Raw genomic sequence first — 24,546 nt, 5'->3', positions numbered from 1 at the left:
GTACGGACGGTGTGTGCACGGGCGGTGTGCGTACGGCGGGTGGTCAGGGGAGGGCGGGGGCCTGGGCGAGCGCCGGGGTGTTGAGGCTGAGCAGCGCGGTGCGTCCGTGGCCGTGGCGGATCTCGGTGAGGGCGCCGTTGTGGAGCCGGGGGAAGACCCGGCGGTAGTCGGCGAGCGGGATGCCGAGCAGGTGGCAGAGGAGGATCCGCAGCAGGGTGGAGTGGGCGACGACCAGGATGCGGCCGTCGGGGTGGGCCCGGGCGAGGTCGGCCAGGCAGTCGGCGGCGCGTTCGGCGGCGTGCCGCGGGTGTTCCCCGTCGGGCAGGTGGTGCGCGACCGGGTCGGCGAGGAAGGCGGCGACCCGCTCCGGGAAGCGGGTGCGCATCTCGTCCCGGGTCAGGCCCTCGCCCCGGCCGAAGTCGAGCTCGTAGAGCCGCTCGTCGACGTGCGGGGTGAGCCCGCAGGCCGCGGCGGCGGGGGCGGCGGTCAGCCGGGCGCGGGAGAGCGGGGAGCTCCAGATGCCGGTCAGGTGGGCGGTGGTGGCCCAGGTGGCGAGGGTGGCGGCCTGTTCGCGGCCGAGGGCGGTGAGCGGCACGTCGGTGCGGCCGGCGTAGCGGTTCTCCGCGTGCCAGACGGTTTCGCCGTGGCGTACGAGGATGAAGTGGGTCACGGTGCGGCCCTCCTGCGGGCATGGTCGGCCACGGTCTGGCCGAGCCAGCCACGGCGGGTGAGTTCGTCGACGAAGCGGAGGTAGACGGGGAGGTGGCGGGTGGTGCGGGCCGGGTCCGGGCGGAGCTCGTGGTCGATCCGGACCATCGCGGCGGCCGCGTCCACCAGGCGGGTGCCGTCGGCGGTGGCGGCGAGGACGGCCATCCCGACGGCTCCCTCGGCCTGCTCCGGCAGTCGTACGGGACGGCCCAGGACGTCGGCGCGCAGTTGGCACCAGTAGGCGTTGCGGGCGCCGCCGCCGGTGAGGGTGAGCGGCCCGTCGACCGGCGCGCCGAGGTGGTCGAGGTAGTCGAAGCAGAGCCGTTCCAGGCAGGCCACGCCGAGCAGGTGGGCGTGGAACTCCTCGGCCCGGGTGGCGGGGTGGCCGAGGAGGAAGGGCCGGGCGTCCGGTGCGCGGAAGGGGAAGCGCTCGCCGCCGGTGGAGACCAGGGGGTAGGCGACCGCGTCCGCGGCGTCCGGGGCCAGGACGGCGGCCCGCGTGGTGAGGGCGTCGAGGTCCTCGCCGGGGAAGTGCCGGCTGAGGACGCCGGCGCCGCTGCTGGAGGCGCCGCCCGGCAGCCAGGTGTCGTCCGGGCCGCGGTGGCAGTAGACGACGCCGGCCGGGTCGCGGACGAGGTGCGGGCTGGTGCCCTTGAGAACGAGGGTGGTGCCCAGCACCGAGTTCCAGGCGCCCGGTGCCAGCGCCCCGGCGCCGATCTGTGCGGCGCAGCCGTCGGTCATCCCGGCGACGAGCGGGACGCCTTCGGGGATGCCGGTGGCCGCGGCGGCCCGGGCGCAGACCGTGCCGAGCACCGTGCCGGGGCGGACGACCCGGGGCAACAGCCCGGCGGGCACGCCGAGTTGCTGCATGACGCGGTCCGGCCAGCGTTCCTCGACGAGGTGGTAGCCGGTCTTCAGGGCGTGACTGGCGTCGCTGGCGACCTGGTGGCCGGCCAGCCGCCAGGTGATCAGGTCGACCTGGTGCAGCAGCCGGGCGCCGGGCGGCGGTTCGGGACCGTCCGCCAGCAGCGCGACGAGTTTGGGCAGGGCCCAGGAGGGCTGCATGCTGCGGTACCCGAGTTCCTGCCAGACCGCGGCGCCGGCGGTGTTGACGGCGGCGACCCGGTCGGCGGCGCGGCCGTCGTCGTACATCAGCCCCGGGGTGAGCGGGGTGCCGTGGGCGTCGGCGAGCAGGACGGTGCCCGAGGTGCCGTCGATCGCCAGGCCGCGGATCCGGCGGGGGTCGAGGCCGGTCAGCGCCTCCCGGCAGGCCGCGGCGAGCGCCTGCCACCACTCCTCGGGGTCCTGTTCGTGCCGGTTGCCGTCGCGCCGGCTGGTCAGCGGGCGGGCGGCGGTGGCGAGGACCCGTCCGGTGCCGTCGACGGCGGCGCAGCGGGCGCTCTGGGTGCCGAGGTCGAGGCCGAGCCAGACGCCGTCGGGGTCGGGGGCCGCGGCCGGGACCTGGCCGGGGTGATGCGGGTCAGACAAGGGTTCCTCCAGGGGCGGCGTCGGTCCGGCCGGCGGGGCGGGCGGGGGCCTCGGTCGGGCGGCCGGGGGCCTCGGCGGGGCGGGTGGCGCCGCCGTGCCAGGCCGCGGTGCCGCGCCAGCCGGCCTCGCGGGCCAGGTCGCGCCAGCGCAGGAAGTCCTCGTACAGCCCGGCGTAGAACTCCGCGCGCGCCGGCTCGGGCTGCCAACTCCGTTGCATCCGGACGTACTTGGCGGCGGCGCTGTGCATGCTGCTCTCGGCGCCGGTGCGGACCAGGCCGGTGAGGAAGGCGCCCTTGGCGCCGAGTTCGGTGTCGCCGGAGCGGGCGGTGGGCACGCCGGTGGCGTCGGCGATCAGGGCGCACCAGGCGTCGCTGTTGGCGCCGCCGCCGCACAGTCGCAGTTCTTGGACGTCCGTGCGGGCGGCGGCGAGCGAGTCCCGTAGGACCAGCGAGAGCCCGTCGAAGACCGCGCGGGCCAGGTCGGCGGGGGTGTGTTCCAGGGACAGGCCCCAGAACGAGCCGCGGGCGCCCGGGTCGAGGAACGGGGCGCGCTCGCCCGCCGGGGACAGGTACGGCAGGAACATCAGCCCGCGCGCCCCCGGCTCCGACTCGAAGGCGAGCTGGGCCAGTTCCGGCGGGCCCGGCAGGTGCAGCAGCCGGGCCGCCCAGCCGAGGACCTCGGCGCCGTTGAGGGTGGGGAAGGCGCGCAGCACCCGCTCCCGGCCGCGGTAGGCGATGTGGATGCCGGACGGCTCTCCGGTGGTGTCGATTCCGGTGGTGACGATCTCGGTGCACAGGGTCGTGCCGAGGATGCTGCAGGCCTGGCCGGGGTTGACCACGCCGACCCCGCGGGCGGTGGCGGCGATGTCGTACGGCGCCATCACGACCGGGAGGCCGGCCGGCAGCCCGAGCTCGTCCGCGGCCGTGGTGGTGAGTTCGGCGATCCGCCGGTCCTCGGCGAGCACGGTGGGCAGCAGCCGTTCGTACGCGCCGAGGCCGAACAGGTCGATGATCTGCGGGTCGTAGGTGCCGGTGGCGTGGTCGAGGAAGGGGGCGGAGGCGTCGGACTCGTCGCTGGCGCGGACGCCGGTGAAGCGGAGGAAGAGCCAGCCGGCGGCGGTGAGCGAGGTGGCCGAGCGGGCCAGCCGGTCCGGGTCGTGGGCGGCGAGCCAGCTGAAGATCGCGTTGGGCATGCCCGCGCAGGTCAGCGAGCCGTTGCGGCGGAACGCGGCCTCCAGGACGCCGTCCCGCTGCCAGGCGGTGAGCTGGTCCCCGGCGCGGCCGTCGGACCACAGGACGGCGGGTCCGGTGGGGCGGCCGCGGTCGTCGACGAGCCAGGCGCCGTCGCCCTGCGCGGTGAAGGACACCAGCCGGACCGGGTCGGCCAGGCCGTCCAGCACGGTGCGGACGGTGTCGACGACCGCGCTCCAGACGCCGTCCATGTCCTGTTCGGCCCAGCCGGGGTGCGGGCGGAGGACCTCGGTGGCGCGGCGGGCGACGGCGATCTCGGTGCCCTGGTCGTCGAAGACCACGGACTTGATCACCGTGGTCCCGACGTCGATGGTCAGTACGGACATCAGTGCGTCCCTCTCATGCCGGGGCCGAGGCGGCGGCGGGCTCGGGGCCCCGCCGCGCGGCGTCGGCGGAATCCGGCTCGTCCGTCAGCTTCAGGAAGTGGGCCAGCGCCCAGCTCACCGCGTACATCCCCGCGAAGATCCAGACCACTCCTTCGACGCCGAGCGGGCCGACGAAGATCGCGACGACCGCCGGGCCGACGAAGGTGCTGGCGCCGGCGCCGAGGTTCAGGGCGGCCAGTGCCTGGCCCTGGTGCCGCGGCTCCAGAGTGGGCACGAGCGCCGAAAGCGGTACATAACCCGCCAGCGTAGCGCCGTAGAACGCGGCGACCAGGAGGGCCAGCGGGAAGTTCGCGCCCGCGGCGTGCGGGACGTAGAAGAGCAGCAGGGTGCTGAGCGTGCAGCCGGCGCCGCCGAACCAGGCGATGGTGCGGCGCCAGCCGAAGCGGTCCCCGACCACGCCGAACAGCAGGTTGGCGAAGATGTTGGTGGCGAACATCGCGCTGAGCAGGTGCAGCCACTGGGTGAGGGTGAAGCCGACGGTCCGGGTGAAGTGGATCGGCAGGATCACGAAGAAGCCGAACTGGGACGCGGTGTTGATGACCCGGACGACCGAACCGACCCCGACCCGGGGGTTGCGCCACAGGATCGTGACGCTGCCGACGAGGGTGGCCACCGGCCCCTCGCCGTCCCCGCGCGGCCGTCTGCCGCCGTGGTCGTCCCGGACCAGCAGCAGCGCGATCAGCCCGCCCGCGGCGACCAGCGCCAGCGCGGCCCACAGCGTGGCGTAGGAGCCGATGTGCGGGATGAGACCGCTGGCGACGAGCGACCCGAGGGTGGGCAGCCCGCCGGTGAAGGCGAACCAGAACCAGCCCATGGCGGTGCCGAGCCGGGCCCGCGGCGCCACCCCGGCGATCCAGACCAGGAAGCCGTAGGCGAACAGCGGATAGCCCAGCCCGCGCAGGCCGTAGCCGGCCATCATCAGCGGGTAGCTGCCCAGCGGGAGGGCGACGGCGAGGAAGACCAGCTGGAAGACCGCCCAGATGCCCAGGCCGGCCCACATCACACGGCGTGGGCCCCACAGGTCGGAGAGCACTCCGGAGAGCCAGGCGGCGATGCCGGCGGCGATCCCGTAGACGGTGAACAGCAGGGCCACCCGGGACTCGGAGAGGTGCTGGTCCAGGAGGTACGGCGAGAGGTACCCGGACTCGACCCCGTCTCCGATCATGAAGAGCAGCAGCCCGAGGTAGCCCCAGGCGAGGGTCGGCGGAATGCCCAGGCGGGTGATCAGTGAACGCGGCGGAGAGTTCGTCATCGAATCTCCCTTTCTGCGGCGGCTCAGAAGGGCGAAGGGGGGTGGACGCAGCGATGGAACCGCCGTGCGGAAAGGGTCGTCAATGGCCGCCGGAATCTTCGCATCACCGCTCCGACCAGCCGTGTTGCGTCCTTGCGGAACCGCATGTGGACACCGTGCCGGGCGCGCGTGCAGTGTGAAATCCGTGCGAACATAACGCGGCGAATTCACCCGGCGGGTGCCCGCGGGGACGCAGCCGGCACGGAGGGAGCGGAGCCATGGACCGGGTCGAGGCCCAGGAGGAGCGGCGCCGCCGGATGCGCGACACCGTCATCGCCCGCGGGTTCGTGCGCACCGCGGACCTGGCCGAGGAGTACGGCATCAGCCTGATGACCGCGCACCGCGATCTGGACGCGCTGCAGGCGCAGGGCTGGCTGCGCAAGGTGCGCGGCGGGGCGACCGGGCTGCCGTCCGCGCAGTTCCACGGCAGCGTCGCGGAACGGATGGCGACCATGGCGCAGACCAAGCAGCAGCTGGCGCGGGCCGCCGCGACGCTGCTGGTGCCCGGGCAGACGGTGCTGCTCGACGACAGCACGACCTGTCTGCTGCTGGCCCACCAGGTCGCCGAGCACACCCCGCTGACCGTGATCACCAACTCGCTGCCGGCCATCACCACCCTGGCGAAGGAACCCGGGATCTCCCTGATCACACTGGGCGGCGCCTACTTCCCCGCCTACGACGCGTTCATGGGCCCGTACACCGCCGACGCGGTACGGGCCTTCCGCGCCGATGTGCTCTTCCTGTCGACCACGGCGGTCACCAACGGCCGCTGCTACCACACCTCACCGGAGACCGTGCAGGTCAAGCGCGCCATGATGGAGAGCGCCGGCCGCCGCATCCTGGTCGCCGACCACACCAAGTTCGCCAAGGGCGGCCTGTACGCCCTCGCCCCACTGACCGACTTCGACCTCCTGATCGTCGACGACGGCCTCCCGGCGGACCAGATCCGGCATGTGCGGGCGGCGGGCACGGAGGTGATGGTGGTGGAGGGGAGGGGGTAGCCGACCCCCCGCACGCCTTCCGCCCCTCCCCCGCCGTAAGGCAGGAGGAGGGGCGGTCACGGGGTCGCGCGGGGGCGCGAGGGTCACACGAAGGCGCTCTGGCCGGTGATGGCCTTGCCCACGATGAGGGTGTTCATCTCGCGGGTGCCCTCGAACGAGTAGATGGCCTCGGCGTCGGCGAAGAAGCGGGCGACGTCGTAGTCGAGCACGATGCCGTTGCCGCCGAAGATCTCCCGGCTCCAGGCCACCACCTCCCTCATCCGGCTGGTGACGAACGCCTTGGCCAGCGAGGAGTGTTCGTCCCGGAAGATGCCCGCTTCCTGGAGGCGGGCGAGCTGGACGAGCATCCCCCAGGAGGCGGTGATGTTCCCGAGGCTCTTCACGAGCAGGTCCTGCACCATCTGGAAGCGGGCGATCGGCCGGCCGAACTGCTCGCGCTCCTTGGCGTAGGCGAGCGCGAGTTCGTACGCGCCGGTCATCACGCCCAGCGCCTGCCAGGCGACCCCGCTGCGGGTGGCCCGCAGGATCTCCGCGACGTCGCGGAAACCGTCGATCCGCTGGAGCCGGTTGGCCTCCGGGACCCGTACGTCGGTGAGGGTGATGTCGGCGTTCTCGACGATGCGGAACGCGGTCTTGTTCCGGATCTTGGTGGCGGTGAAGCCGGGCGTGCCCTTCTCCACCACGAAGCCCTTGACGTGGTTGTCGGCCTCGTCGCGCGCCCAGACGATCACCAGGTCGGCGAAGGTGCCGTTGCCGATCCACCGCTTGGCGCCGTTGAGGATCCAGTGGTCGCCGTCCCGCCGGGCGGTGGTGCGCATCCCGCCGGCCACGTCGGAGCCGCCGAGCGGCTCGGTCATGGCGAACGCGCCGATGGTGTCCAGGGCCGCCATCGAGGGGAGCCAGCGGTCCCGCTGCTCCTGGTCGCCGCCGCGGAAGATGCTGTACATGGCCAGTCCGTTGTGGACCCCGTAGAAGGTCGCGGACGAGGCGTCGGTGCGGGTGTACTCCATCGCGAGCATGCCGACCAGCAGATGGCTGGCCGCGGGCAGCGGGTCGCCGTAGCCCTCGTACGCGATCCCGGCGAGGCCCAACTCGCGGAACTTGCCGATCAGTTCGCGGGGGAACTCGCCCTTCGCCCAGGCGTCGTTGACCAGCGGCTTCACCTCGCGGCCGAGGAAGTCGCGGGCGTGCAGCAGCAGCTTGCGCTCGTCGTCGGGCAGCAGGTCCTCGTAGCCGTAGAAGTCGGCGGCGAGTTGGTCGGTCATGACCGGGTCTCCTGGTTCGGTGCGGTGGTGGTGTCGGTGTTCAGTGCGGCGAGGACGGCGAGTTGTCTGCGGTCGCGTTCCCGGGTGAGTTCGCCGTACGGGCGGGAGCCGTAGGCGCCTTCGACCGCGGCGATGAGTCGTTCGGTCTGCTCGGGGCTCTGCCCGGGGCTGCCCAGGGAGTCCCACATCCGCCGCATCGAGGGGCCGATGTGCTCGGCCATGTGCCGGTAGCCGCCGGGGCCGCCGCCGAGGTGGGCGCCGAGGAACGGGCCCACCGTCGACCAGCGCAGGCCGAGCGAGTTGACCACGATCGTGTCCAGCTCGGCGGGGCCGACCACGCCCTGTTCGACGAGGTGGATCGCCTCGCGGCTGAGCGCGTTCTGGAGGCGGTTGCCGACGAACCCGGGGATCTCCTTGCGTTCGACCACCGGCACCCGGCCCACCGACCGGTAGAACGCGACCGCACGGCTCACCGCGTCCTTCGACGTACGCGCGCCGGGCACCACCTCGACCAGCGGTACGAGGTGCGGCGGGTTGAACGGATGGCCGATCAGTACGCGTCCGGCGCCGGCGTCGTCGAGGTCCCCGGTGAACGCGCTGGACGGGATGGCGGACGACGAGCTCAGCAGGAGCGCGTGCGGCGGTGCCTCGCGCACCAGGGTGGTGAAGAGTTCCTGCTTGAAGGCGGTGTTCTCGGGGCCGTTCTCCTGCACGACGTCGGCGTCGCGCACGGCCGCGGCGAGGTCGCCGACCGGCTCGACCCGTTCGGCGAGGTTCCCGACGTCCAGGCCCTGCCGGGCCAGGTGCGGGGCGGCCTCGGTCAGTGCGCCGTCCAGGGCGGCCGCGAGGTCGGGGCGCGGATCGCTGACGCGTACCCGCATGCCGTGGCCGGCGAACAGGGCGGCCCAGGAGAGCCCGATGGTCCCGGCTCCGATCACCGCCACGGTGGGGTGGGTTGTGGTCATGACTGCTTGTGTCCGTTTCTCTTCGTCAGCTGGCTGTCGGCCGTCGCTCCGCCCGGTATCCGGCGCGCGGTCGGCCGGCGGTCGGACGGTGGTCGGCCCTCGGCCGGCGCCCGGCCCGGGGTCAGTGCGCCAGGTAGTCGTGCACCGGTGTGACCGGTGACAGCGTGAGGTCGGTGACGACGTGGCTCGCGGAGACGACCTCACGGACCGGCAGGTCGGCCAGGGGCGCGAGGACGTGGGCGAAGAGCTGGAGCCGGGCGGGGCCGGTCCAGGCGCCCTTGACCACCACGTCGCTGATTTCGGTGCGCACCAGTTGGGCGGTCCGCGGCGTGCCGTCGTATCCGGGGACGAGCTTGAGCATGAAGGTCGGCACGGTGATCTGTGCGGCCGCCTCGTCGGGGTCGAGCTCGTGGTGCTTGTAGCCCATCGTCGCGGTGGCCACCCGCAGCGTGCCGTGGTCGAGGACGCCGACCAGCGCGCCGTGGTCCACGTACAGTGCGGGCGCCCCGATGGTCTTGGGGTAGGCACCGGCTTCTCTGCCGGACGCGGTGGCCGGGAAGTTGTCCAGGTACATCGCGTGCAGGTATTCGCCCCGCTCCCCCCGGTGGCGGACCGGGATGGCCTGGCCGGCTTCGGTGTACGGCCCGTATCCGGTGACGTCGCCCATCCGCATCACCTCGAAGCGGACCAGGGGTTCGTCGATCTCCAGTGGTTCGGGGACGACGGCGCGCAGCGCGTCGCGGTCGGTGCGGTAGACGATGGTGAGGTACTCGCGGTCGGTGAAGCGCGGGACGACGGGCGGGTAGGCGGGATTCATCAGCGGGGTGGCGAGGCGCCGGCCGATGTCGTGCTGTTCCATGGCGTTTCGTCGTTTCCTTTCTGCCTCTGTGGTGCCGCTACTTGCCCTGCCAGACGGGCGCGCGGCGCTCGGCGAAGGCCGTCATGCCCTCGCGGACGTCGGCGGAGGCGGCCAGCGCGGTCATCTCCTCGCGCTGGGCGGCGAAGGCGGCCGGTTCGGGGGTGCCGTCGGCGACGCGGGCGATCTTCTTCACGGCGGCGAGGGCGAGCGGGGCGTTCGCCGCGAGTCGTGCGGCGAGTTCCAGTGCCACGGGGGTGGCCCGGCCGGCCGGTACGACCCGGTTGGCGATGCCGAGCGCACCGGCGCCTGCTCCGGTCACCGGCTCGCCGGTCAGCAGGAGTTCCATGGCCAGGTGGTACGGGATCCGCTTGGGCAGTCGTACGGCGCCGCCGCCGGCCGCGATGAGCCCGCGCGTGACCTCCGGCAGGCCGAAGTGGGCGTCCTCGGCGGCCACGATGAGGTCGCAGGCGAGGGCGAGTTCGAAGCCGCCGCCCATGGCCCAGCCCTCGACGGCGGCGATCAGCGGTTTGGTGGTGACGGCTTCGGCGAGTCCGCCGAAGCCGCGGCCGGCGATCTCGGGCGATTCACCGGCGAGGGCGGCCTTGAGGTCCATCCCGGCGCTGAAGGTGCCCTGGGCACCGGTGAGGACGCCGGCCCGTAGTTCCGCGTCACCTTCCAACTGGTCGATCGCGGCGGCGAGTTGGGAGGCCACAGCGGCGTTGACGGCGTTCCTGGCCGCAGGCCGGTCGAGGGTGATGAGCAGGGTGCGGCCGATGCGTTCGGTGCGTACGACGGGGGCGGGGTCGTGCGTGGTGGGGGGCATGACGGGGCCTTTCGGGTGCGGAGAGGGAGGGAGAGGGAGAGGCATTCACCGGGAGGAGGTGGGGCGGCGCGGTGGCCGGTCGCCGCGCCGCCCGGCGGCGGGTTCGTCACCGTCCGCCGGCGGCGAGTTCGTCGAAGACCTCGGTGGTGTGCTGGCCGGGCAGCGGGGCGAGCCGGCGGACCGTGCCGGGGGTGGCGGAGAAGCGCACGGGCAGGCCGATGGAGCGGATCGGGCCCTCGCTCGGGTGCTCGACCACGTCGAGGAGGTGGCCGTCTTGGACGTACGGGTCGTCGGCGGCCCGGTCCAGTTCGAGCACCGGTGCCATGGGGATGCTGTGCTTGGCGCAGATCTCTTCCCATTCCTGCGTGGTCAGGGCGGGTGCGCAGTCGGCGACGAGGTCCATCAGCGGGTCGACGTCCGCGTCGTCGATGACCGTGCCGGCCACCCGCGGGTCCTCGGCGAGGTCGGGACGGCCGGCCGCGGCGAAGAAGTCCCGGAAGTTCGCGGCGTTGTACGGCACGATGCAGGCGAGTCCGTCGGCCGTGGTGACGGCGCGGTGGCCGCGCTTCATGGAGAGCGGGAATCCGGTGGCGCCGGTGGGCGGCTCGTAGACGTGGCCGGAGAGGTGCTCGACGAGGTTGAAGGCGAGGAGGGTGTCGGTCATCGGGATCTCGATGTGCTGGCCCTGTCCGGTGCGGTCGCGGTGCAGCAGGGCGGCGAGGACCGAGTGGACGATGGTCAGTCCGGCGACCTTGTCGCCGATGATGGTCGGCAGGTAGACCGGCCGGCCGAGGGCGCGGTGGGCGATGTCGACCAGGCCGGAGGATGCCTGCACGGTTTCGTCGTAGGCGGCGTGGCCGGCCCGTTCGGAGTCGCTGCGGAAGCCCTGGGCGTGGGCGTAGACCAGGCCGGGGTGGTGTGCGGCGAGGTCGGCGTAGGTGAGGCCGAGGCGGGCCAGCGGGCCGGGGCGCATGTTGGTGATGAGGACGTCGGCGGTGCCGATGAGGGCGAGGGCCCGTGCGTGGTCGGCGTCGTCCTTCAGGTTGAGCGAGACGCTGCGCTTGTTGCGGTTGACGTTCAGGTGGAGCGGGGTCATTCCGGGGGTGGTGCGGTACCGGCCCGCCCGGATGGTGTCCGACGGCGACTCGATCTTGATGACATCGGCACCGAGGTCGCCCATGATCTGGGCGGCGTAGGGGCCCATCACCACCGTGGACAGGTCGATCACCCGCACGCCGGCGAGCGGTCCTCCGGCGGTCTCGGTCGTGGCGTCCATTGTCGCTCCCGCGGAAAGTAGGTGTACTGCGAATGTTTCCGTTGTCGACGGTAGGTGAGACGCCACGAAATGAGAACGATCAAGAAACGAAGAAGGGTATGACCACAGCGGTCATACCCCTGACATGACTGATTGTCGAAGGGCAGGTCGGAGTGCCGCTTATCGGCGTGCAGGCCGGTGCGCCGAATCGGCGCTCAGGCGGAAAGCTCCTCGGCGAAAACGCGGCGGGCCTCGGCCACCAGGCCCGCCAGGTCGCCGCCGGATTCCGCCCGGTCCTTGCGGAACAGCAGCCCGGTGACCAGCTCGGCCGGGAAATCCGCCACGGGCAGCACGATCACGTTCTCCAGCCGGTAATTGTGCATCGGGCTTTCGGTGGAGAGCATCGTCAGGGAGAAGGCGAGACCGCCGGAAACGAGTTCCGAGGCCCCCGCATAATCGGAACTGTTGAGGCGAATTCTTTTCCGCACGCCCGCGGAATTCAGCCGGGCGTCGATTTCGTCGAAATATGCGGGGAGGGCTTCGGGGGCGGTGGCCACATAGGGGAGGTCCCGCAGGTCGTCGAGGGTGAGCGACTCCCGGCCGGCGAACCGGTCGGCGGGCACGGCCGCGCCGAGCCGTTCCCGCATCACCTCGATGATCCCGAGCGCCGGATCGGCGACCGGCAGCCGGACCAGCGCCAGCGCCAGCCGGCCGTCCCGGACCGCCTCGGCCAGCCCGGTCGACCTGCCGGGCCAGCGCTTGAGTTCGTACGCCTCCCGGCCGGCGTCCGCCAGCTGCCGGACCCGGTCGCGCAGCGCCGGGTGCACCCCGGACGGCATCCCGATCAGCAGGGTGGCGCGCTGCGGGCGGACGGCCTCGCGCAGCCGCCAGGGAATGGAGTTGACGCGGTCGAGCACGTCCCGGGCCATCGGCAGCAGGGCCGCACCGGCCGGGGTCAGCGCGACGCGATGGGTGGTCCGCTCGAACAGCGGCTGGCCCAGCTCGCGTTCGAGGTCCTTGATGCGCTGGCTCAAGGGAGAGGCCGCCATGTGCAACTTGCGTGCCGCCTGGGAGAAGTTCAGCTCTTCGGCCACGGCTACGAAGTAGCGCAGGTGCAGCATGTCCACACGGTCACCCTACCCGCGCGGCGGGCCGCCCCCGGCGGACCGGAGCACCGCCCGGCCGGTGGACGGCCCACGGCTCACTGCCCGGTCAGGCCCAACGGCGCCGGGTCCTCGGCCAGCTCGCGCAGGGCCGCCCGCGGGTCCGGCAGCAGCTTGCGCTCGGCGAGGTCCAGCACTCCGCAGACCGCGCTCACCTCGGCGGCCACCGTCCCGTCCGTCTTGCGGACGGTCTGCTCGATGCGGAAGGTCCGGCCCTCGCTCCAAACGAACGCGCAGCTCACCTCGACCTCGTCGCCGGCCCGCAGCTCGCGCCGGTAGCGGATGGTGGTCTCCAGGGTCACCGGCCCGATGCGCCGGTCCACCATGGCGCTCTGCCGGATGCCGCTCGCCTGGAGCAGCGACCAGCGGGCGTGCTCGGCGTACTGGAGGTAGACGCTCTGGTTGAGATGGCCCTGGGTGTCCGTCTCGTATCCCCGTACGGTGACCCGCACGGCGAACGGCTCCGCCGTCTCCACCTCGCCCACCGGCTCCCCCGCTCCCGCCACCGTCACTCCCACTGCCACTCCCCGCGATCCCTTGGCCATGGCCATGGCCATCGGTGTCCCATCGTAGGCGCGGGTGATCGGCACGGGGGGCTTTTCTCTCCGGCACCTGCGGCACCGCCGGCACCGATCGCACCGGCAGCACCAGCCCACCGGCGGACGCCGGGAGACGCCTCCCGCGCCGACGGCGATCCGTCAGGGGCTCCCCGTCTTCAGGCGGAGGTTCCATTTGGCCAGGGGCTTGGTGATGGGCTGGAAGATGGTGACGGTGTCGCCGCCGAAGTTGCCGCAGGTCGCGGCGCCGCCGCCGGAGTGCACGCCGACCGCCATCGGGGCGTTGGGCTGGGTGACGTACGAGCCGCCCGAATCCCCGGCCGCGGAACAGGCGTTGGTGTAGGCGAGCCCGTCGATGATCGTGGTGCCGTAGTCCACGGTCTGGTCGACCCGGGTGATCTCCCCGCAGTGCCAGCCGCTGGACTGCCCCGAGCGGCAGATCGACATGCCGGCCAGGCCCTCCTGCGCGCCGGTGACGGCGACGGGCGTGCCGCCCTGACCGGCCACCGCCGAGCCGACGGTCCACCCCGGCTGGTCGACCTGGACCAGCCCGAAGTCGCCCTCGTGGCCGTTGACGCTGTGGTTGCCGCCCGGATTGGAGGTGCCCATCCGGGTGCCGTCCTTGCCGTACGCGGCCTGATCAGGCGTCAGGGTGCAGTGGCCGGCCGTCAGGAAGCCCTCGAACCCCTGCGGACCGGTCACCGAGAAGCCGATCGAGCAGATGCCCTCGTTGCCGGGCATCCAGCGCTCGCCGCCGACGACCGTGCCGCCCTGCTGGCGCGGCGTCTGGTTGCTGCGTTCGACGGTGACCCTCACCTTCGCGCGGGTGCCGAGGCCGCGGATGCCCTTCTCGAACGCGTCCGTCCGGGCCGTGTGCTTGGTGCGGTCGATACGGATCACGAGACCGTTGGCCCGCTCGTCCACGCCCCAGCCGGTGACCCCGGGGACGCCCTTGCCGACCCGGACCGCGACCTTCCGCACCAGCGCGGTCAGCACCGCGCGACTGTGCCGCACCGTCTTGGGGATCGCGCCGACCGCCTTCACCCGCTGGGCGTCGGCGGGGCCGGTCACCGCGACGACGAGCTTGCCGCTCGCCTTGTCGAACCACATCCCGGCCGGCGGCGTGGCGAGCGCCCGGCGGACCGCGGCGGCGGCACGGTGCGCGTCGGCCTCCTGCGCGAGCCGGGTGCGCACCTGTTCCGCGGTCAGCCGGAGGTCCCGGCGCATCGCGTCGAGCAGACCGCGCGGGGCGGGCTGGGGCGCGGGCGTGGGGAGCGGTACGGAGTGCGCAGGGCCGAGCGGGCCGACGGTCGCCATGACGGCGGCGACGGCCGCGCACCGTAGTGCTGCCTTGCGGAGGCGGGGTTCCATCGGGGATCTCCTCGCGGTGTCGGGTGCACGTCGGATCCGATGGGGCGAGCGTGCGGGACACCGGCGCGGGCGGCACGAGGAGATCGCCCGCATCATGGTGGGATGACCACCGATCCCCGCCGCCAAGTCCCCGCTGTTCACGGCCCGGTGGCGTGCGGAGACCTGCCGCCCGCGCTGCGCAACGTGACCTACTCGGGCGCCCGCCATCCGGGAGCGACGGCACCTGAATGCCCGTCAGGCGCGGGGTCCGGGGCGGGCGGAGGGAGCGCGGCGGGCGGCCCGGGTGGTTTCGACGGCCGTGGCGGCTCGGACGGTTTCGCCGATCTGGCCGGGGGCGCCAACTGCCAGCGCTACGCCTACGCCGTGCTGCGCCACTTCGGGCTGTGGGTGCCGCCGTTGCGCTCGGCGGAGTTGTGGGCGGACACCCGGACCACCGGGCGGGCCGGGCGTCCACGGCCGCTGGACCTGGTCCTCTTCGACGCGGGGCCGGACCAGGACCGGCCCGAGGGGTACGGCGCCCATGTGGGCGTGCATCTGGGACCCGACGCCGTGCTGCACCTCTGCCGCGAGGTGGGCCGGCCCGCGGTCTGGCGCTATGCGGACTTCGCGGCGCGGGCGCGGTACGCGCGGTTCCTCGGGGCCAAGCGGGTGCGGGGCGCGACGCCGGACCGGTGAGGGCCCGGGGGCGCCGGGCGGGGCCGGTCCCGCCCGCCCGGACCGGCACCCGACGATGCGGATCAGGACCGGCCGGGAAGAGGCCCCTCCCCCGGCCCGTCAGAACCCGCCGTCGCCCCCGCCGCCGAAGCCACCGCCGTCGAACCCGCCGCCGTCCCCGAAGCCGCCGCTGAAGTCGTCGGGGTTGAAGTCGGCGCCGGAGTAGTCGCCGCCCTCGACGCCCGCGGGCCCGCCGAAGTCGGCGCCGTAGGCGGGGGACGACATCATGACGTTGCCGAGCAGCGTGCCCACGAGCAGACCGGGCAGCAGGCCGCCGCCGAAGTAGCCGCCGGCCCAGGGGGCGTAGGCCGGGCCCGCGTCCCAGTACGGGCGGTCGCCGCTCTCGGTGCGGACCGTGCGGGTCAGCGGCTCGCGGCCGTCGTCCAGCCGGCTCTTGTCCGCGGCGCAGACCGGGACGACGCGCTCGGCGCCGCCGGGCGGGGCCCAGGCGGCGTCGACGACGGACGGGCCGTGCCGCGGGTCGAAGAAGCAGGGCAGCCGGCGCTCGGGCAGCGGCCGGCCCTCGCGGCGCGCGGCGAGCGTGGCCAGCGAGAACCGGCCGTCCTCCAGCGCCTTGGTCACCGCCTGCACGTCGCCGGGGTGCTGGGCCGCCGCCATCGCCGACTTCGCGTTCTCGTAGGCGTCCAGCGCATGGCTGTAGTCGGCGCGCATCGCGTCGTCGGCACCGGGCTCGTCGGGCCGGAAGTCGAGCCGGTCCAGTTCCTCGCCGAAGGCGGTGATGTCCTCGTCGACGACGGTCCGCAGCTGCTCCAGCGCGGCCCGCTCCTCCTCCTGGCGCCGCCGGCGGTTGCGGCGGGAGATGGCGTACGCGCCGCCGCCGCCGACGACCAGCAGCACGCCGAGGCCGATCGCGGTGCCCGAGTCGAAGCCGGAGCCGCCGGTGCCGCCCCAGGAGTCGGGGGCGTGGCCGCGGGCCGACTGGTTGGCGGTGTCGACGAAGCTGTTCAGCCGCTCGCCGACGGTCGGGTAGGTGGTGCGCTTCACCGAGCCGACCAGGTTCTGCACCGCGCTGCGGGACATCACCCGCGGGTCGGCGCCGGCGTTGAAGCCGTTGCCGAGCTCGACGGCGTAGACCCCGGCGATGCCGACCTTGGTCCGCAGATCGCGGAGCAGGGTGCTGGGCGGGTAGTCCGCGGTGCGCGGCAGCACGGCCACGAAGACCGGCTTGTCGGCGTCCTTGATCTTCTTGGCCAGGGCGTCCGCGTCGGCCGTGGAGAACTGCCCCGCGGCGCGCGGATCGACGTAGACCGGGCCCTTCTTCAGGGCGCTCGCGGCATCGTCCAGACCGCCCGCGGCGTGCGCGCCGGGCGCCAGCACGGCGGCCACCGCCAGCAGCGCGGCCACCAGCAGCAGAACGGGTCCGATCAGCGCACGACGAGTTGCGGTGTTCATGGGTTCGACGCTACCCGAACCACACTTTCAGGACATCACCGGTCAGCTTCGGGACATCGTCGGTCGGGTTCGGTACCCCGCCGGTCGGGCCCGGGACCTCGCGGATCGGGTCCGGGACGACATCGCCGGCCGGGTCCGGCACGACATCGCCGAGCGGGTTCGGCACGTCGCCGACCGGGCCCGGTACGACATCTCCGGCCCGGGTCGGAGATGTCGTCGGCCGGGCCCGGGCATCGCCGGTCGAGGTGCCGTGAGCGGGGGCCGGTCGGGGGGATTTTCCTGCGTCGCCGGGGGTCTGTCGCGCCGGAAATGGCCATCGGGGTGGTCGCTCCGCGCGTCGTTTTTGGCGGTCGGAGTGCCGGGGATGCTCCGGCTCGTCCCTCCCCCGAGGAAACGAGGAGACGATGTCCAGGGCGATCTCGATAGCCACGAACCTCGCCGTCGCCGTTGCCGCCACCGCCGTCGGTTGCATGACGGTGGTCACCCTGGCGCCGGGGAACCCGGACGACGGGACGAGCCGGTTCCGGGCCGCGAGCACCCCGGCCGCGGCGGCCGGGCCGGACGGTTCGGCGGCGCGGGCCGCCACCTCCGCCCTCGGCATCCGCTCCGGCCGCCCGGGCACCTCCGGTCCGGCCGGACCGGACGCGGTGGCCGAACCGGACGCGGTGACCGAACCGGACTCGGAGGCCGAACCGGATGCGGAGACCATGGGCGGGCGGATCGAGGTGACCGCGCCGCCGGCCGGTCTCAGCTACCGCCCGCACGGCAGCCTCCCGGTCGCCTGGAGGAACAGCACCGGGCAGCAGGTGGACGTCTGGCTCAACGCCGGTATGGGCCACGGCCGGCCGCCGCAGCGGCTGGCCGTGGTGGCGCCCAAGGCGGGCGACGGGCCGACGGGCGAGGCCCTGGTGACGCTGCCACAGGTGCCGCCGGGGCCGCACTACTTCCTGGAGGTGGCCACCGCCGGCGACGGCACGGTCCACGCCTTCAGCAAGACCTTCGCCATCACCGGCTGACCGGGGCCACCGGCCGACCGGGGCCACCGGCTGAGCGGGGCCACCGGCTGACTGGAGCCACCGGCTGACCCGGGAATACCCCCCGCCTGCCCGGCGTTGCGGGCCCCAAAGGGGGGCGCCCCTCCCCTACGGGATCTGTTCGCCCACCCCCTACGGGCCCCGCGCCGCGCAAACCTACGGGCCCCGCGCCGCGCGCACCGCGCGGGTCCCACGCCACGCCCCCGCGCCCCCACGTCCCCCTCTACGGCGCCCCCAGATCCACCAGTCCCGCCAGGGCCTCGCGGTGGCGGCCCGGGGTGCCCAGGGTGAGCTCGTCGGCCTTGGCCCGCTTGAGGTAGAGGTGGGCCGGGTGTTCCCAGGTCATGCCGATCCCGCCGTGCAGCTGGACGCATTCCTCGGCGGCGCGGACCGCGACCGGCGCGCAGTACGCCTGGGCGACGGCCACCGCCACCGGGGCGTCCGGGCTGCCGATGGCCAGCGCGTCCGCGGCGTTGCGGGCCGCGGCGCGGGCCGAGGCGACCTCCAGCCAGAGGGCGGCCATCCGGTGCTTCAGCGCCTGGAACGAGCCGATCGGGCGGCCGAACTGGGTGCGCTCGGCCGTGTGGCGCACGGTTTCGGCCAGGCACCACTCGGCGACGCCGAGTTGTTCGGAGGCGAGCAGCCCGGCCCCGGTGAGCAGGGCCCGGTCGACGGCTTCCCGGGCCCGGTCGCCGGTGGCCAGCAGGCGGCCGCGGGCGCCGTCGAGGGTGAGGTGTGCCAGCGGGCGGGTGAGGTCGAGCGGGGTGACGCGCTCGGTGCGTACGCCGTCCGCCGCGGCCTCGACCGCGAACAGGGCCGGACCGTCGGGGCCCTGGGCGGGCACCAGCAGCAGATCGGCGGCCGCGGCGTCGGCGACCGAGGTCACCCGGCCGGTGAGCGTGCCGTCCGCGGCGGCCCGTACGGTCGGCTCGGGCGGGCCGCCCGGTGCGGTGGTCAGGGGGACGGCGAGCGCGCCGACGGTGGTGCCGGCGGCGAGCGCGGTCAGTGCCCCGGCGACCTCGGCGTCCTCGTGGTCGCAGCCGAGCAGGGCGGTCACCGCGAGGACCGCGCTGGTCAGGTAGGGGACGGGCGCGACGGCGCGGCCCAGTTCCTCCAGGACGACGGCGGTCTCCCGGGTGCTTGCGCCCGCGCCGCCGAGCTTCTCGGGGACCAGCAGCCCGGCGGTGCCGATCTCGGTGGCGAGCGACCGCCACAGCGCGCTGGGGGCACCTCCCGCCCGAGCGGAGCCGAGGGTGGGGGAGTACGGCACGTCCGACTCGACGGCGGCGAGCACGGTGGCCGGATCGCTGCGGTCGGTGAGCAGGGCCCGTACGGCGTCGCGCAGGGCTTCCTCGTCCTCGGAGTAGAGGAGGTCGGGGTCGGGCGCCGGGGTGGGGGTGGAGCGGGTCTCGGTGGTCATCGGGGGAGGTCCTTCCACGCGACGTCCTTGTCGGTGCGCGGCTCGGGCGGCAGCCCCAGTACGCGTTCGGCGACGATGTTGAGCAGCACTTCCGAGGTGCCTCCTTCGATGGAGTTCCCCTTGGCGCGCAGATAGCGGTAGCCGGCCTCGCGTCCGGTGAAGTCGACGCCGTCGGGGCGGCGCATCGTCCAGTCGTCGTAGGTCAGTCCGTCCTCGCCGAGGAACTCCACCTCCCAGCCGCTGATGTCCTGGGCGAGCCGGGCGAAGGCCAGTTTCATGCCGCTGCCCTCGGGGCCGGGCTGGCCCTTGGTGAGCTGCTGGCGCAGCCGTTCGCCGGTGAGCCGGGCGACCTCGGCGTCCACCCACAGGGTCAGCAGCCGCTGGTGCAGGTCGTGGGTGCGCAGTTCGGGGCGGGCGCGCCAGTCGGCGGCGGCGACGCCGATCATGCCACCCTCGCGGGGGATGCGGTTGCCGCCGATGGCGACCCGTTCGTTCATCAGCGTGGTCTGGGCGACCTTCCAGCCCTCGCCCACCTCGCCGAGGCGGTGGGCGTCGGGGATGCGGACGCCGGTGAGGAAGACCTCGTTGAATTCGGCCTCGCCGGTGATCTGGCGCAGCGGCCGCACCTCGACGCCGGGGTCGGTCATGTCGCAGACGAAGTATGTGATGCCGCGGTGTTTGGGCAGGTCGGGGTCGGTGCGGGCGATGAGGATCGCCCAGCGGGCCAGGTGGGCGCTGGAGGTCCACACCTTCTGGCCGTCGACCACCCAGTCCTCGCCGTCCCGTACCGCGCGGGTGGCGAGTGCCGCGAGGTCGGAGCCGGCTCCGGGTTCGCTGAACAGCTGGCACCAGACCTCTTCGCCGGTCCACAGGGGGCGCAGGAAGCGCTGTTTCTGTTCGTCGGTGCCGAAGCGGAGGATGGTCGGGGCGGCCATGCCCAGGCCGATGCCGATCCGGCCGGGGTCGTTGCCGGGGGCGCCGGCGGCGGCGAGTTCGGCGTCCACGACGGCCTGCAGCGAGCGGGGCGCGTCCAGGCCGCCGAGGCCCTCGGGGAAGTGCACCCAGGCGAGTCCGGCGTCGAAGCGGGCGCGCAGGAAGTCCAGCCGGTCGGTGGTGGCGGGCGGGTGCGCGGCGAGGAGGTCGGCGGTGCGGCGGCGGAGGTCTGCGGCGTCGGTCATCGTGCCTCCTCGGTGGTGGGGACGACGACGAGGCGGCCGACGGAGGTGCCGTCGGCGACCCGCTGGACGGCGTCGGCGGCGTCCGCCAGCGGGACCCGGTCGCCGATCAGCGGCTTGACGGCGCCCTGGGCGGCGAGTTCGGTGAGTTCCTTGTGGCAGGCGTCGACGGCGGCCGGGTCTTTGGTGTTGTAGAGGCCCCAGTGCAGGCCGAGGATGGCGTAGTTCTTGACCAGGGCGTGGTTGAGGGCCGGGGAGGGGATGGTGCCGCCGGCGAAGCCGACGACGAGGATGCGGCCCTCGAAGGCGATGCACTTGGTGGACTTGGTGTAGGCGTCGCCGCCGACGGGGTCGTAGACGACGTCGGCGCCGCGGCCTCCGGTGGCGTCCTTCACGGCGGCGACGATGTCGTCCGTGTGCCGGTCGAGGACCAGGTCGCAGCCGAGTTCCCGGGCGGTGCGGGCCTTGTCGGCGCCACCGACCACGCCGATGACCCGGGCGCCGGCGGCCTTGCCGAGCTGTACGGCGGCGCTGCCGACGCCGCCGGCCGCGGCGTGCACCAGCAGGGTTTCGCCGGCCTGGAGGCGGGCGCGGCGGTGCAGGCCGAACCAGCCGGTCTGGTAGCCGATGTGCAGTGCGGCGGCCTCGGCGTCGTCCAGTGCCTCGGGTGCGGGGCGTACGCTCGCGGCGTCGGCCACCGCGAGTTCGGCGAAGCCGCCGGCCGGCAGCGGCGGCTGGGCCAGCACCCGCGTGCCGGGTTCCGCCTCGGCCCCCTCGCCGGCGGCGAGCACCTCGCCGCAGATCTCCACGCCGGGGGTGAACGGCAGCGGCGGCCGCACCTGGTAGCGGCCCCGGCAGAGCAGTGCGTCGGGGAAGTTGACGTTGGCGGCCCGTACCCGCAGCAGCAGCTGCCCCGGTCCCGGTTGGGGGTCCGGCACTTCCTCCAGCCGCATCACTTCACGCGGCTCGCCGTTCGCGTGTACGCGCCATGCCTTCACCTGGTGCCTCCGAAAGATGTGGGTACGCGGGTGGGGCGGGGGAACGCACCGGCCCCCTCGCCACGGGCATACTAAGCGGTCGGTATACGCCGGGGGAACAGGAAATCGGCCCGGTGAGGGAACGGTCTCAGCCTGGTACTCGCAGGGTCAGGCTGCGGCCCGTGCGAGGGCGGAGACTGGCGGGCATGGACATACCCGCGAGCGACACCCCCGCGATGGACCAGCCCGCCGAGTTGGGCGGTTTCCTGCGCACCCGCCGCGCCCGGCTCCGCCCGGAGGACGTCGGCCTGGTGTCCTACGGAGGGCGGCGCCGGGTGCCGGGGCTGCGCCGTGAGGAGCTGGCGCAGCTGGCCGGTGTCAGCGTGGCGTACTACACGCGGCTGGAGCAGGGGCAGAGCCATCAGGCCTCGGAGGGGGTGCTGGACGCGCTGGCCCGTGCGCTGCGGCTGTCCGCCGACGAGCAGGCGTATCTGCGGGAGCTGGCCCGGCCGGCCCGGGTGCGCCGGCGGCCGGCGGTCCGCCACGACAAGGTCCGTCCGGGGGTGCGGCGGCTGCTCGCGGCCGTGGCGGACGTGCCGGCGGTGGCGCTCGGCCCGCGCTTCGAGATCCTGGCCTGGAACCGCCTCGGGCACGCACTGATCGCCGGGCATCTGGACGTCGACAGCCCCGACCGCCCGCTGGACCGCCCCAACGCGCAGCGGATGCTCTTCCTCGACCCGCACACCCGTGAGCTGTACCCGGACCGCGAGGAGGCGCTGCGGCACGCGGTGTCCTCGCTGCGGGTGGCCGCCGGGCAGCGACCGGACGATCCGCAACTGACCGCGCTGATCGGTGAGTTGTCGATGAAGAGCACGGAGTTCAGTGCGCTGTGGTCCCGGCACGGCGTGGGCAACTGCACCTTCGGCACCAAGCGGTTCCACCATCCGCTGGTGGGTGAGCTGGTGCTGGACTTCGAGATGATGCAGACGCCGGACGGTTCCGGGCAGGGCGTGCTGATGTACACGGCCGAGGAGGGGTCGCCGTCCGAGGCGGCGCTGCGGCTACTCGCCGCGGAGTGCGGCCCAGACGTCCGGGTCCTCGAACCCGAGCGCCCATAGGCCGGTGCCCCGCACCCCGTAGGCGCGCAGGAGCGGCAGGTGGGCGCGGACGCCGCGGGCGTCCTGGTACCAGACCTGGTGTTCCTCGCCGTCCTTGCGGTAGGTGAAGTGCGGGGTGCCGGAGGCGGTGTCGAAGAGGTAGTCGGCACCCTCGCGTGCGCGCAGCGCCTCGGCCTCCTTCCAGGTCAGGTGGGCGGCGTGGCCGGTGGTGCCGGTGACCCAGTCCCAGCCGTAGCCGGGGAAGGCCACCTCGATCTTGTGGGGCGGGATGGTGTCGGTGGCGTAGCGCAGGAACTCGTCGTACCAGTCGGTGGAGGACAGCGGTCCCGCGTCGCCGCCCGACCAGTGCAGGTCGTAGCCCATGATGCGGATGCGGTCGGCGGAGCGGCCGAGGTGCGCGTAGTCGAAGGCGGTGCCGGTGCCGCGGGCCCGGGCGAGGACGGTGACCACGCATTCCTTGTCGCTGGCGTGCAGCCGCGCGCACAACTCCCGGACCAGGGTGCGGTATCCGGTGCGCACCCGGTCCCGGGCGTGCCGGTCGCCGGTGACCGCCATGGCCTCGTAGTCCAGGTCGATCCCGTCGTACGAACGGCTCGCCACGAGGTCGAGCAGGGTGTCGAGGTGTGCCCGCCGCCGCTCGGGGTCGTGCAGCAGGGCGGCCATCCGGTCGGCGCCGAGGGTTTCGGTGACCGTGGGTACGACCTTGATGCCGGCGCGGTGCAGTCCGTCGATGATGCGGCGGCGGCCGGCGCCGTGGTGTCCGGTGAGGGTGGTGTCGTCGGACGCCTGGTACCAGAAGGGGCTGACGGTGTGGAGCTGGGAGGCGTGCCGGAGGGCGTCGCGGTAGGCGGCGTCGGTGTCGCCCCAGTAGGGCAGCCAGGCCGAGACGGTGCGGCGGCGGGCCTCGGTGGTGTCCGGGGTGGCGGCGGCCGCGGGGGTGAGCGGGCCGGTGAGCGTCACCGCCGCGAGCAGGAGCGCGAGCCAGCCGCGCGCCCGGTTTCCGGAGACATGGTCCATGCCCCGAGCGTCACCCCGCGGGACTGCTGACGCACCGTCAGCGCGGCCGAACGGGAGCGGGGCGGGGCCCGGCCGGGTGGCGAACGGGAGCGGGGCGGGGCCGGGTTGGGTCCGCCCCGCTGTCGTGACGCGCGGCCCCGCCGCCGGTCAGGTGCGTCCCGCGCGCTGCTGGGCGTCGCGGAGGGTGGCGGACGGGGTGGCCCACCGGGCCCGGACGACCGTGAAGCCGGCCGCTTCGAAGGCGTCGCAGACCTGCTCGTCGTCGTCGACGACATGGCGGATCTCGCGGTGCCGGGCGATCCGGCGCAGGGTCTCCAGCTTGGTGTGCCGGGCCGGGCGACGGTCGTGGTCGGGCCGCATCCACACCTCGCCCGGCGGCAGGCCGTGCCGGGCCAGCCAGTCCAGGGTGTCGCGGCGGCAGCGCTCGGGGCGGCCGGTGAGGTAGCCGACGTCGCCGTCCTCGGCGCTGCGCAGCGCCAGCGCCACGCCCTCGCCGAGCGGCGGGTCGTCGGTGGCCGCGGCGAAGAAGGCCGGCCAGTCGCGCGGGGTGCGCCGCAGCCAGTGCTGGCGGTGGGCGGTGTCGGCGAGAGTGTTGTCGAGGTCGAAGAGGGCCAGGGGGCGATGCGTCATGCCGTCGGTGCCTTCGGTCGGTGGGCCGCGGCGGTCCCGTGGGTTTCGCCGGTTTCGGGGCGGGTGACCGCGATCCGGCCGGCGGCGATGGCCTGGGCGACGGAGAGGCGGTCGTGGGCGAGGTCGGCGCAGGTCGCGGCGTCCGTCCGGAGCCGGACGTCGGGGTGCTCGGCGGGGCCGTCGGCGTAGCCGGGGCCGGTGTCGCCGGAGAGCAGGACATGGAACCGGCCCTCGTCGAGGGTGATGTCGACGACGTCGGTGCCGTCGGTGAAGTGTGCGGCGAGCCGGGCCAGGAGGGGGACCGCGAACCAGTGGGCGCGGACCGCGTCGGTGGGCCGCTTCTCGTCGAGGGCGGGGGCGCCCCAGTCGGCGAGGGCGGTGAGGGCGGGCAGCAGGGCGCGACCGCGGTCGGTGAGGGCGTAGACGGAGGCGGCGCCGGGCGGGGCGAGCCGGCGGCGGGTGACCAGGCCGTCGCGTTCCATGTCCTTCAGGCGGGAGGCGAGCATGTCCGTGCTGACGCCGGGCAGGTCGGCGTGCAGGTCGGTGTAGCGCCGGGAGCCGCCCAGGAGTTCCCGGACGATCAGGAGCGTCCAGCGGTCGCCCACGGCGTCCAGGGCCCGGGCGACGGCACAGTACTGGTCATAGCTTCGGCGCGGCATGGCTCCA

24 protein-coding genes are annotated in these 24,546 nt (G+C 73.9%); 4 read left to right on the top strand and 20 right to left on the bottom strand.

Features of this window, described 5'->3' with window-relative positions; genetic code table 11:
* Positions 1 to 43: 43 nt before the first annotated feature.
* Genes V2J85_RS12470 through V2J85_RS12455 form a run of 4 tightly spaced genes read right to left on the bottom strand, consistent with a single transcriptional unit; the run spans position 44 to position 5,084 of the window.
* A complete protein-coding gene (locus V2J85_RS12470) occupies positions 44 to 670 on the bottom strand; it encodes a histidine phosphatase family protein (protein ID WP_261954619.1) in 627 nt (208 codons plus the stop codon).
* Positions 667 to 2,196 carry an FGGY-family carbohydrate kinase gene (locus V2J85_RS12465; RefSeq protein ID WP_330821603.1) on the bottom strand — a complete coding sequence of 510 codons (1,530 nt, stop codon included), beginning with the start codon at positions 2,194 to 2,196 and terminating at the stop codon, positions 667 to 669. Before V2J85_RS12465 ends, V2J85_RS12470 begins: the two co-directional genes overlap by 4 nt.
* On the bottom strand, positions 2,189 to 3,772 hold the full coding sequence (locus tag V2J85_RS12460; protein WP_261954621.1) for an FGGY-family carbohydrate kinase: 1,584 nt from the start codon (positions 3,770 to 3,772) through the stop codon (positions 2,189 to 2,191). The genes V2J85_RS12465 and V2J85_RS12460 overlap by 8 nt, the downstream gene beginning before the upstream one ends.
* A 13-nt stretch (positions 3,773 to 3,785) precedes the next feature.
* On the bottom strand, positions 3,786 to 5,084 hold the full coding sequence (locus V2J85_RS12455) for an MFS transporter (protein ID WP_261954622.1): 1,299 nt from the start codon (positions 5,082 to 5,084) through the stop codon (positions 3,786 to 3,788).
* A gap of 257 nt (positions 5,085 to 5,341) precedes the next feature.
* Between V2J85_RS12455 and V2J85_RS12450 the strand changes: the two genes are divergently transcribed.
* Complete coding sequence (locus tag V2J85_RS12450; RefSeq protein WP_261954623.1) at positions 5,342 to 6,124, top strand: DeoR/GlpR family DNA-binding transcription regulator; 783 nt, start codon at positions 5,342 to 5,344, stop codon at positions 6,122 to 6,124.
* Positions 6,125 to 6,207: 83 nt separating this feature from the next.
* Here V2J85_RS12450 and V2J85_RS12445 read toward each other — a convergent pair whose 3' ends face one another.
* From V2J85_RS12445 to V2J85_RS12410, 8 genes are all read right to left on the bottom strand, one after another.
* The gene (locus V2J85_RS12445; protein ID WP_261954624.1) at positions 6,208 to 7,389 is read right to left on the bottom strand and encodes an acyl-CoA dehydrogenase family protein; all 1,182 of its coding nucleotides are present in this window, start codon (positions 7,387 to 7,389) and stop codon (positions 6,208 to 6,210) included.
* Entirely contained in the window at positions 7,386 to 8,354 is a 969-nt protein-coding gene (locus V2J85_RS12440) for a 3-hydroxyacyl-CoA dehydrogenase NAD-binding domain-containing protein (RefSeq protein ID WP_261954625.1), read from the bottom strand. The genes V2J85_RS12445 and V2J85_RS12440 overlap by 4 nt, the downstream gene beginning before the upstream one ends.
* Positions 8,355 to 8,475: 121 nt before the next feature.
* The gene (locus V2J85_RS12435) at positions 8,476 to 9,213 is read right to left on the bottom strand and encodes an acetoacetate decarboxylase (RefSeq protein WP_261954626.1); all 738 of its coding nucleotides are present in this window, start codon (positions 9,211 to 9,213) and stop codon (positions 8,476 to 8,478) included.
* 37 nt (positions 9,214 to 9,250) lie between these two features.
* On the bottom strand, positions 9,251 to 10,036 hold the full coding sequence (locus V2J85_RS12430; protein ID WP_330821602.1) for a crotonase/enoyl-CoA hydratase family protein: 786 nt from the start codon (positions 10,034 to 10,036) through the stop codon (positions 9,251 to 9,253).
* A 106-nt stretch (positions 10,037 to 10,142) separates the two neighbouring features.
* Positions 10,143 to 11,312, bottom strand: a complete 1,170-nt coding sequence (locus tag V2J85_RS12425) for a CaiB/BaiF CoA transferase family protein (RefSeq protein WP_330821601.1) — start codon at positions 11,310 to 11,312, stop codon at positions 10,143 to 10,145.
* A gap of 194 nt (positions 11,313 to 11,506) precedes the next feature.
* Positions 11,507 to 12,412 (bottom strand): LysR family transcriptional regulator, encoded by a 906-nt coding sequence (locus V2J85_RS12420; protein WP_261957328.1) that lies wholly within the window; start codon positions 12,410 to 12,412, stop codon positions 11,507 to 11,509.
* An 80-nt stretch (positions 12,413 to 12,492) separates the two neighbouring features.
* Positions 12,493 to 13,011 (bottom strand): acyl-CoA thioesterase, encoded by a 519-nt coding sequence (locus V2J85_RS12415; RefSeq protein WP_330821600.1) that lies wholly within the window; start codon positions 13,009 to 13,011, stop codon positions 12,493 to 12,495.
* Positions 13,012 to 13,152: 141 nt separating this feature from the next.
* On the bottom strand, positions 13,153 to 14,382 hold the full coding sequence (locus tag V2J85_RS12410) for a S1 family peptidase (protein ID WP_261954630.1): 1,230 nt from the start codon (positions 14,380 to 14,382) through the stop codon (positions 13,153 to 13,155).
* 102 nt (positions 14,383 to 14,484) lie between these two features.
* On the opposite strand from V2J85_RS12410, the gene V2J85_RS12405 reads away from it, so the two are divergent.
* Complete coding sequence (locus V2J85_RS12405) at positions 14,485 to 15,057, top strand: cell wall hydrolase (RefSeq protein ID WP_330821599.1); 573 nt, start codon at positions 14,485 to 14,487, stop codon at positions 15,055 to 15,057.
* 99 nt (positions 15,058 to 15,156) lie between these two features.
* On the opposite strand, the gene V2J85_RS12400 is transcribed toward V2J85_RS12405, so the two are convergent.
* Entirely contained in the window at positions 15,157 to 16,509 is a 1,353-nt protein-coding gene (locus V2J85_RS12400; protein WP_330821598.1) for a hypothetical protein, read from the bottom strand.
* Between the two features lie 10 nt (positions 16,510 to 16,519).
* Positions 16,520 to 16,675, bottom strand: coding sequence for a hypothetical protein (locus tag V2J85_RS12395; protein WP_261954633.1), 156 nt, complete (start codon positions 16,673 to 16,675; stop codon positions 16,520 to 16,522).
* Positions 16,676 to 16,913: 238 nt separating this feature from the next.
* Between V2J85_RS12395 and V2J85_RS12390 the strand changes: the two genes are divergently transcribed.
* Complete coding sequence (locus V2J85_RS12390; RefSeq protein WP_261954634.1) at positions 16,914 to 17,525, top strand: hypothetical protein; 612 nt, start codon at positions 16,914 to 16,916, stop codon at positions 17,523 to 17,525.
* 241 nt (positions 17,526 to 17,766) lie between these two features.
* On the opposite strand, the gene V2J85_RS12385 is transcribed toward V2J85_RS12390, so the two are convergent.
* The 3 genes from V2J85_RS12385 to V2J85_RS12375 are packed head-to-tail and all read right to left on the bottom strand — an operon-like array spanning position 17,767 to position 21,136.
* A complete protein-coding gene (locus V2J85_RS12385; RefSeq protein WP_330821597.1) occupies positions 17,767 to 18,963 on the bottom strand; it encodes an acyl-CoA dehydrogenase family protein in 1,197 nt (398 codons plus the stop codon).
* Entirely contained in the window at positions 18,960 to 20,141 is a 1,182-nt protein-coding gene (locus tag V2J85_RS12380; protein ID WP_330821596.1) for an acyl-CoA dehydrogenase family protein, read from the bottom strand. Before V2J85_RS12380 ends, V2J85_RS12385 begins: the two co-directional genes overlap by 4 nt.
* A complete protein-coding gene (locus tag V2J85_RS12375) occupies positions 20,138 to 21,136 on the bottom strand; it encodes an NADPH:quinone oxidoreductase family protein (protein ID WP_330821595.1) in 999 nt (332 codons plus the stop codon). Before V2J85_RS12375 ends, V2J85_RS12380 begins: the two co-directional genes overlap by 4 nt.
* Before the next feature lie 185 nt (positions 21,137 to 21,321).
* On the opposite strand from V2J85_RS12375, the gene V2J85_RS12370 reads away from it, so the two are divergent.
* Positions 21,322 to 22,233 (top strand): helix-turn-helix transcriptional regulator, encoded by a 912-nt coding sequence (locus V2J85_RS12370; protein WP_410011235.1) that lies wholly within the window; start codon positions 21,322 to 21,324, stop codon positions 22,231 to 22,233.
* On the opposite strand, the gene V2J85_RS12365 is transcribed toward V2J85_RS12370, so the two are convergent.
* The 3 genes from V2J85_RS12365 to V2J85_RS12355 all read right to left on the bottom strand — a co-directional run bounded on the left by V2J85_RS12365 (position 22,177) and on the right by V2J85_RS12355 (position 24,539).
* Entirely contained in the window at positions 22,177 to 23,250 is a 1,074-nt protein-coding gene (locus V2J85_RS12365) for a glycosyl hydrolase family 18 protein (protein ID WP_330821594.1), read from the bottom strand. The two genes, V2J85_RS12370 and V2J85_RS12365, sit on opposite strands and share 57 nt — an antisense overlap.
* 147 nt (positions 23,251 to 23,397) lie before the next feature.
* Entirely contained in the window at positions 23,398 to 23,880 is a 483-nt protein-coding gene (locus V2J85_RS12360; protein ID WP_261954639.1) for a phosphatase domain-containing protein, read from the bottom strand.
* Positions 23,877 to 24,539, bottom strand: a complete 663-nt coding sequence (locus tag V2J85_RS12355; protein ID WP_261954640.1) for a winged helix-turn-helix transcriptional regulator — start codon at positions 24,537 to 24,539, stop codon at positions 23,877 to 23,879. The genes V2J85_RS12360 and V2J85_RS12355 overlap by 4 nt, the downstream gene beginning before the upstream one ends.
* Positions 24,540 to 24,546: the final 7 nt, after the last annotated feature.

The organism is Streptomyces bugieae, assembly GCF_036352915.1.
Classification (GTDB): Bacteria; Actinomycetota; Actinomycetes; order Streptomycetales; family Streptomycetaceae; genus Streptomyces; species Streptomyces endophytica.
The sequence above is the reverse complement of the archived record's forward strand: the minus strand, read 5'-3'. Positions and strand labels throughout refer to the sequence as shown.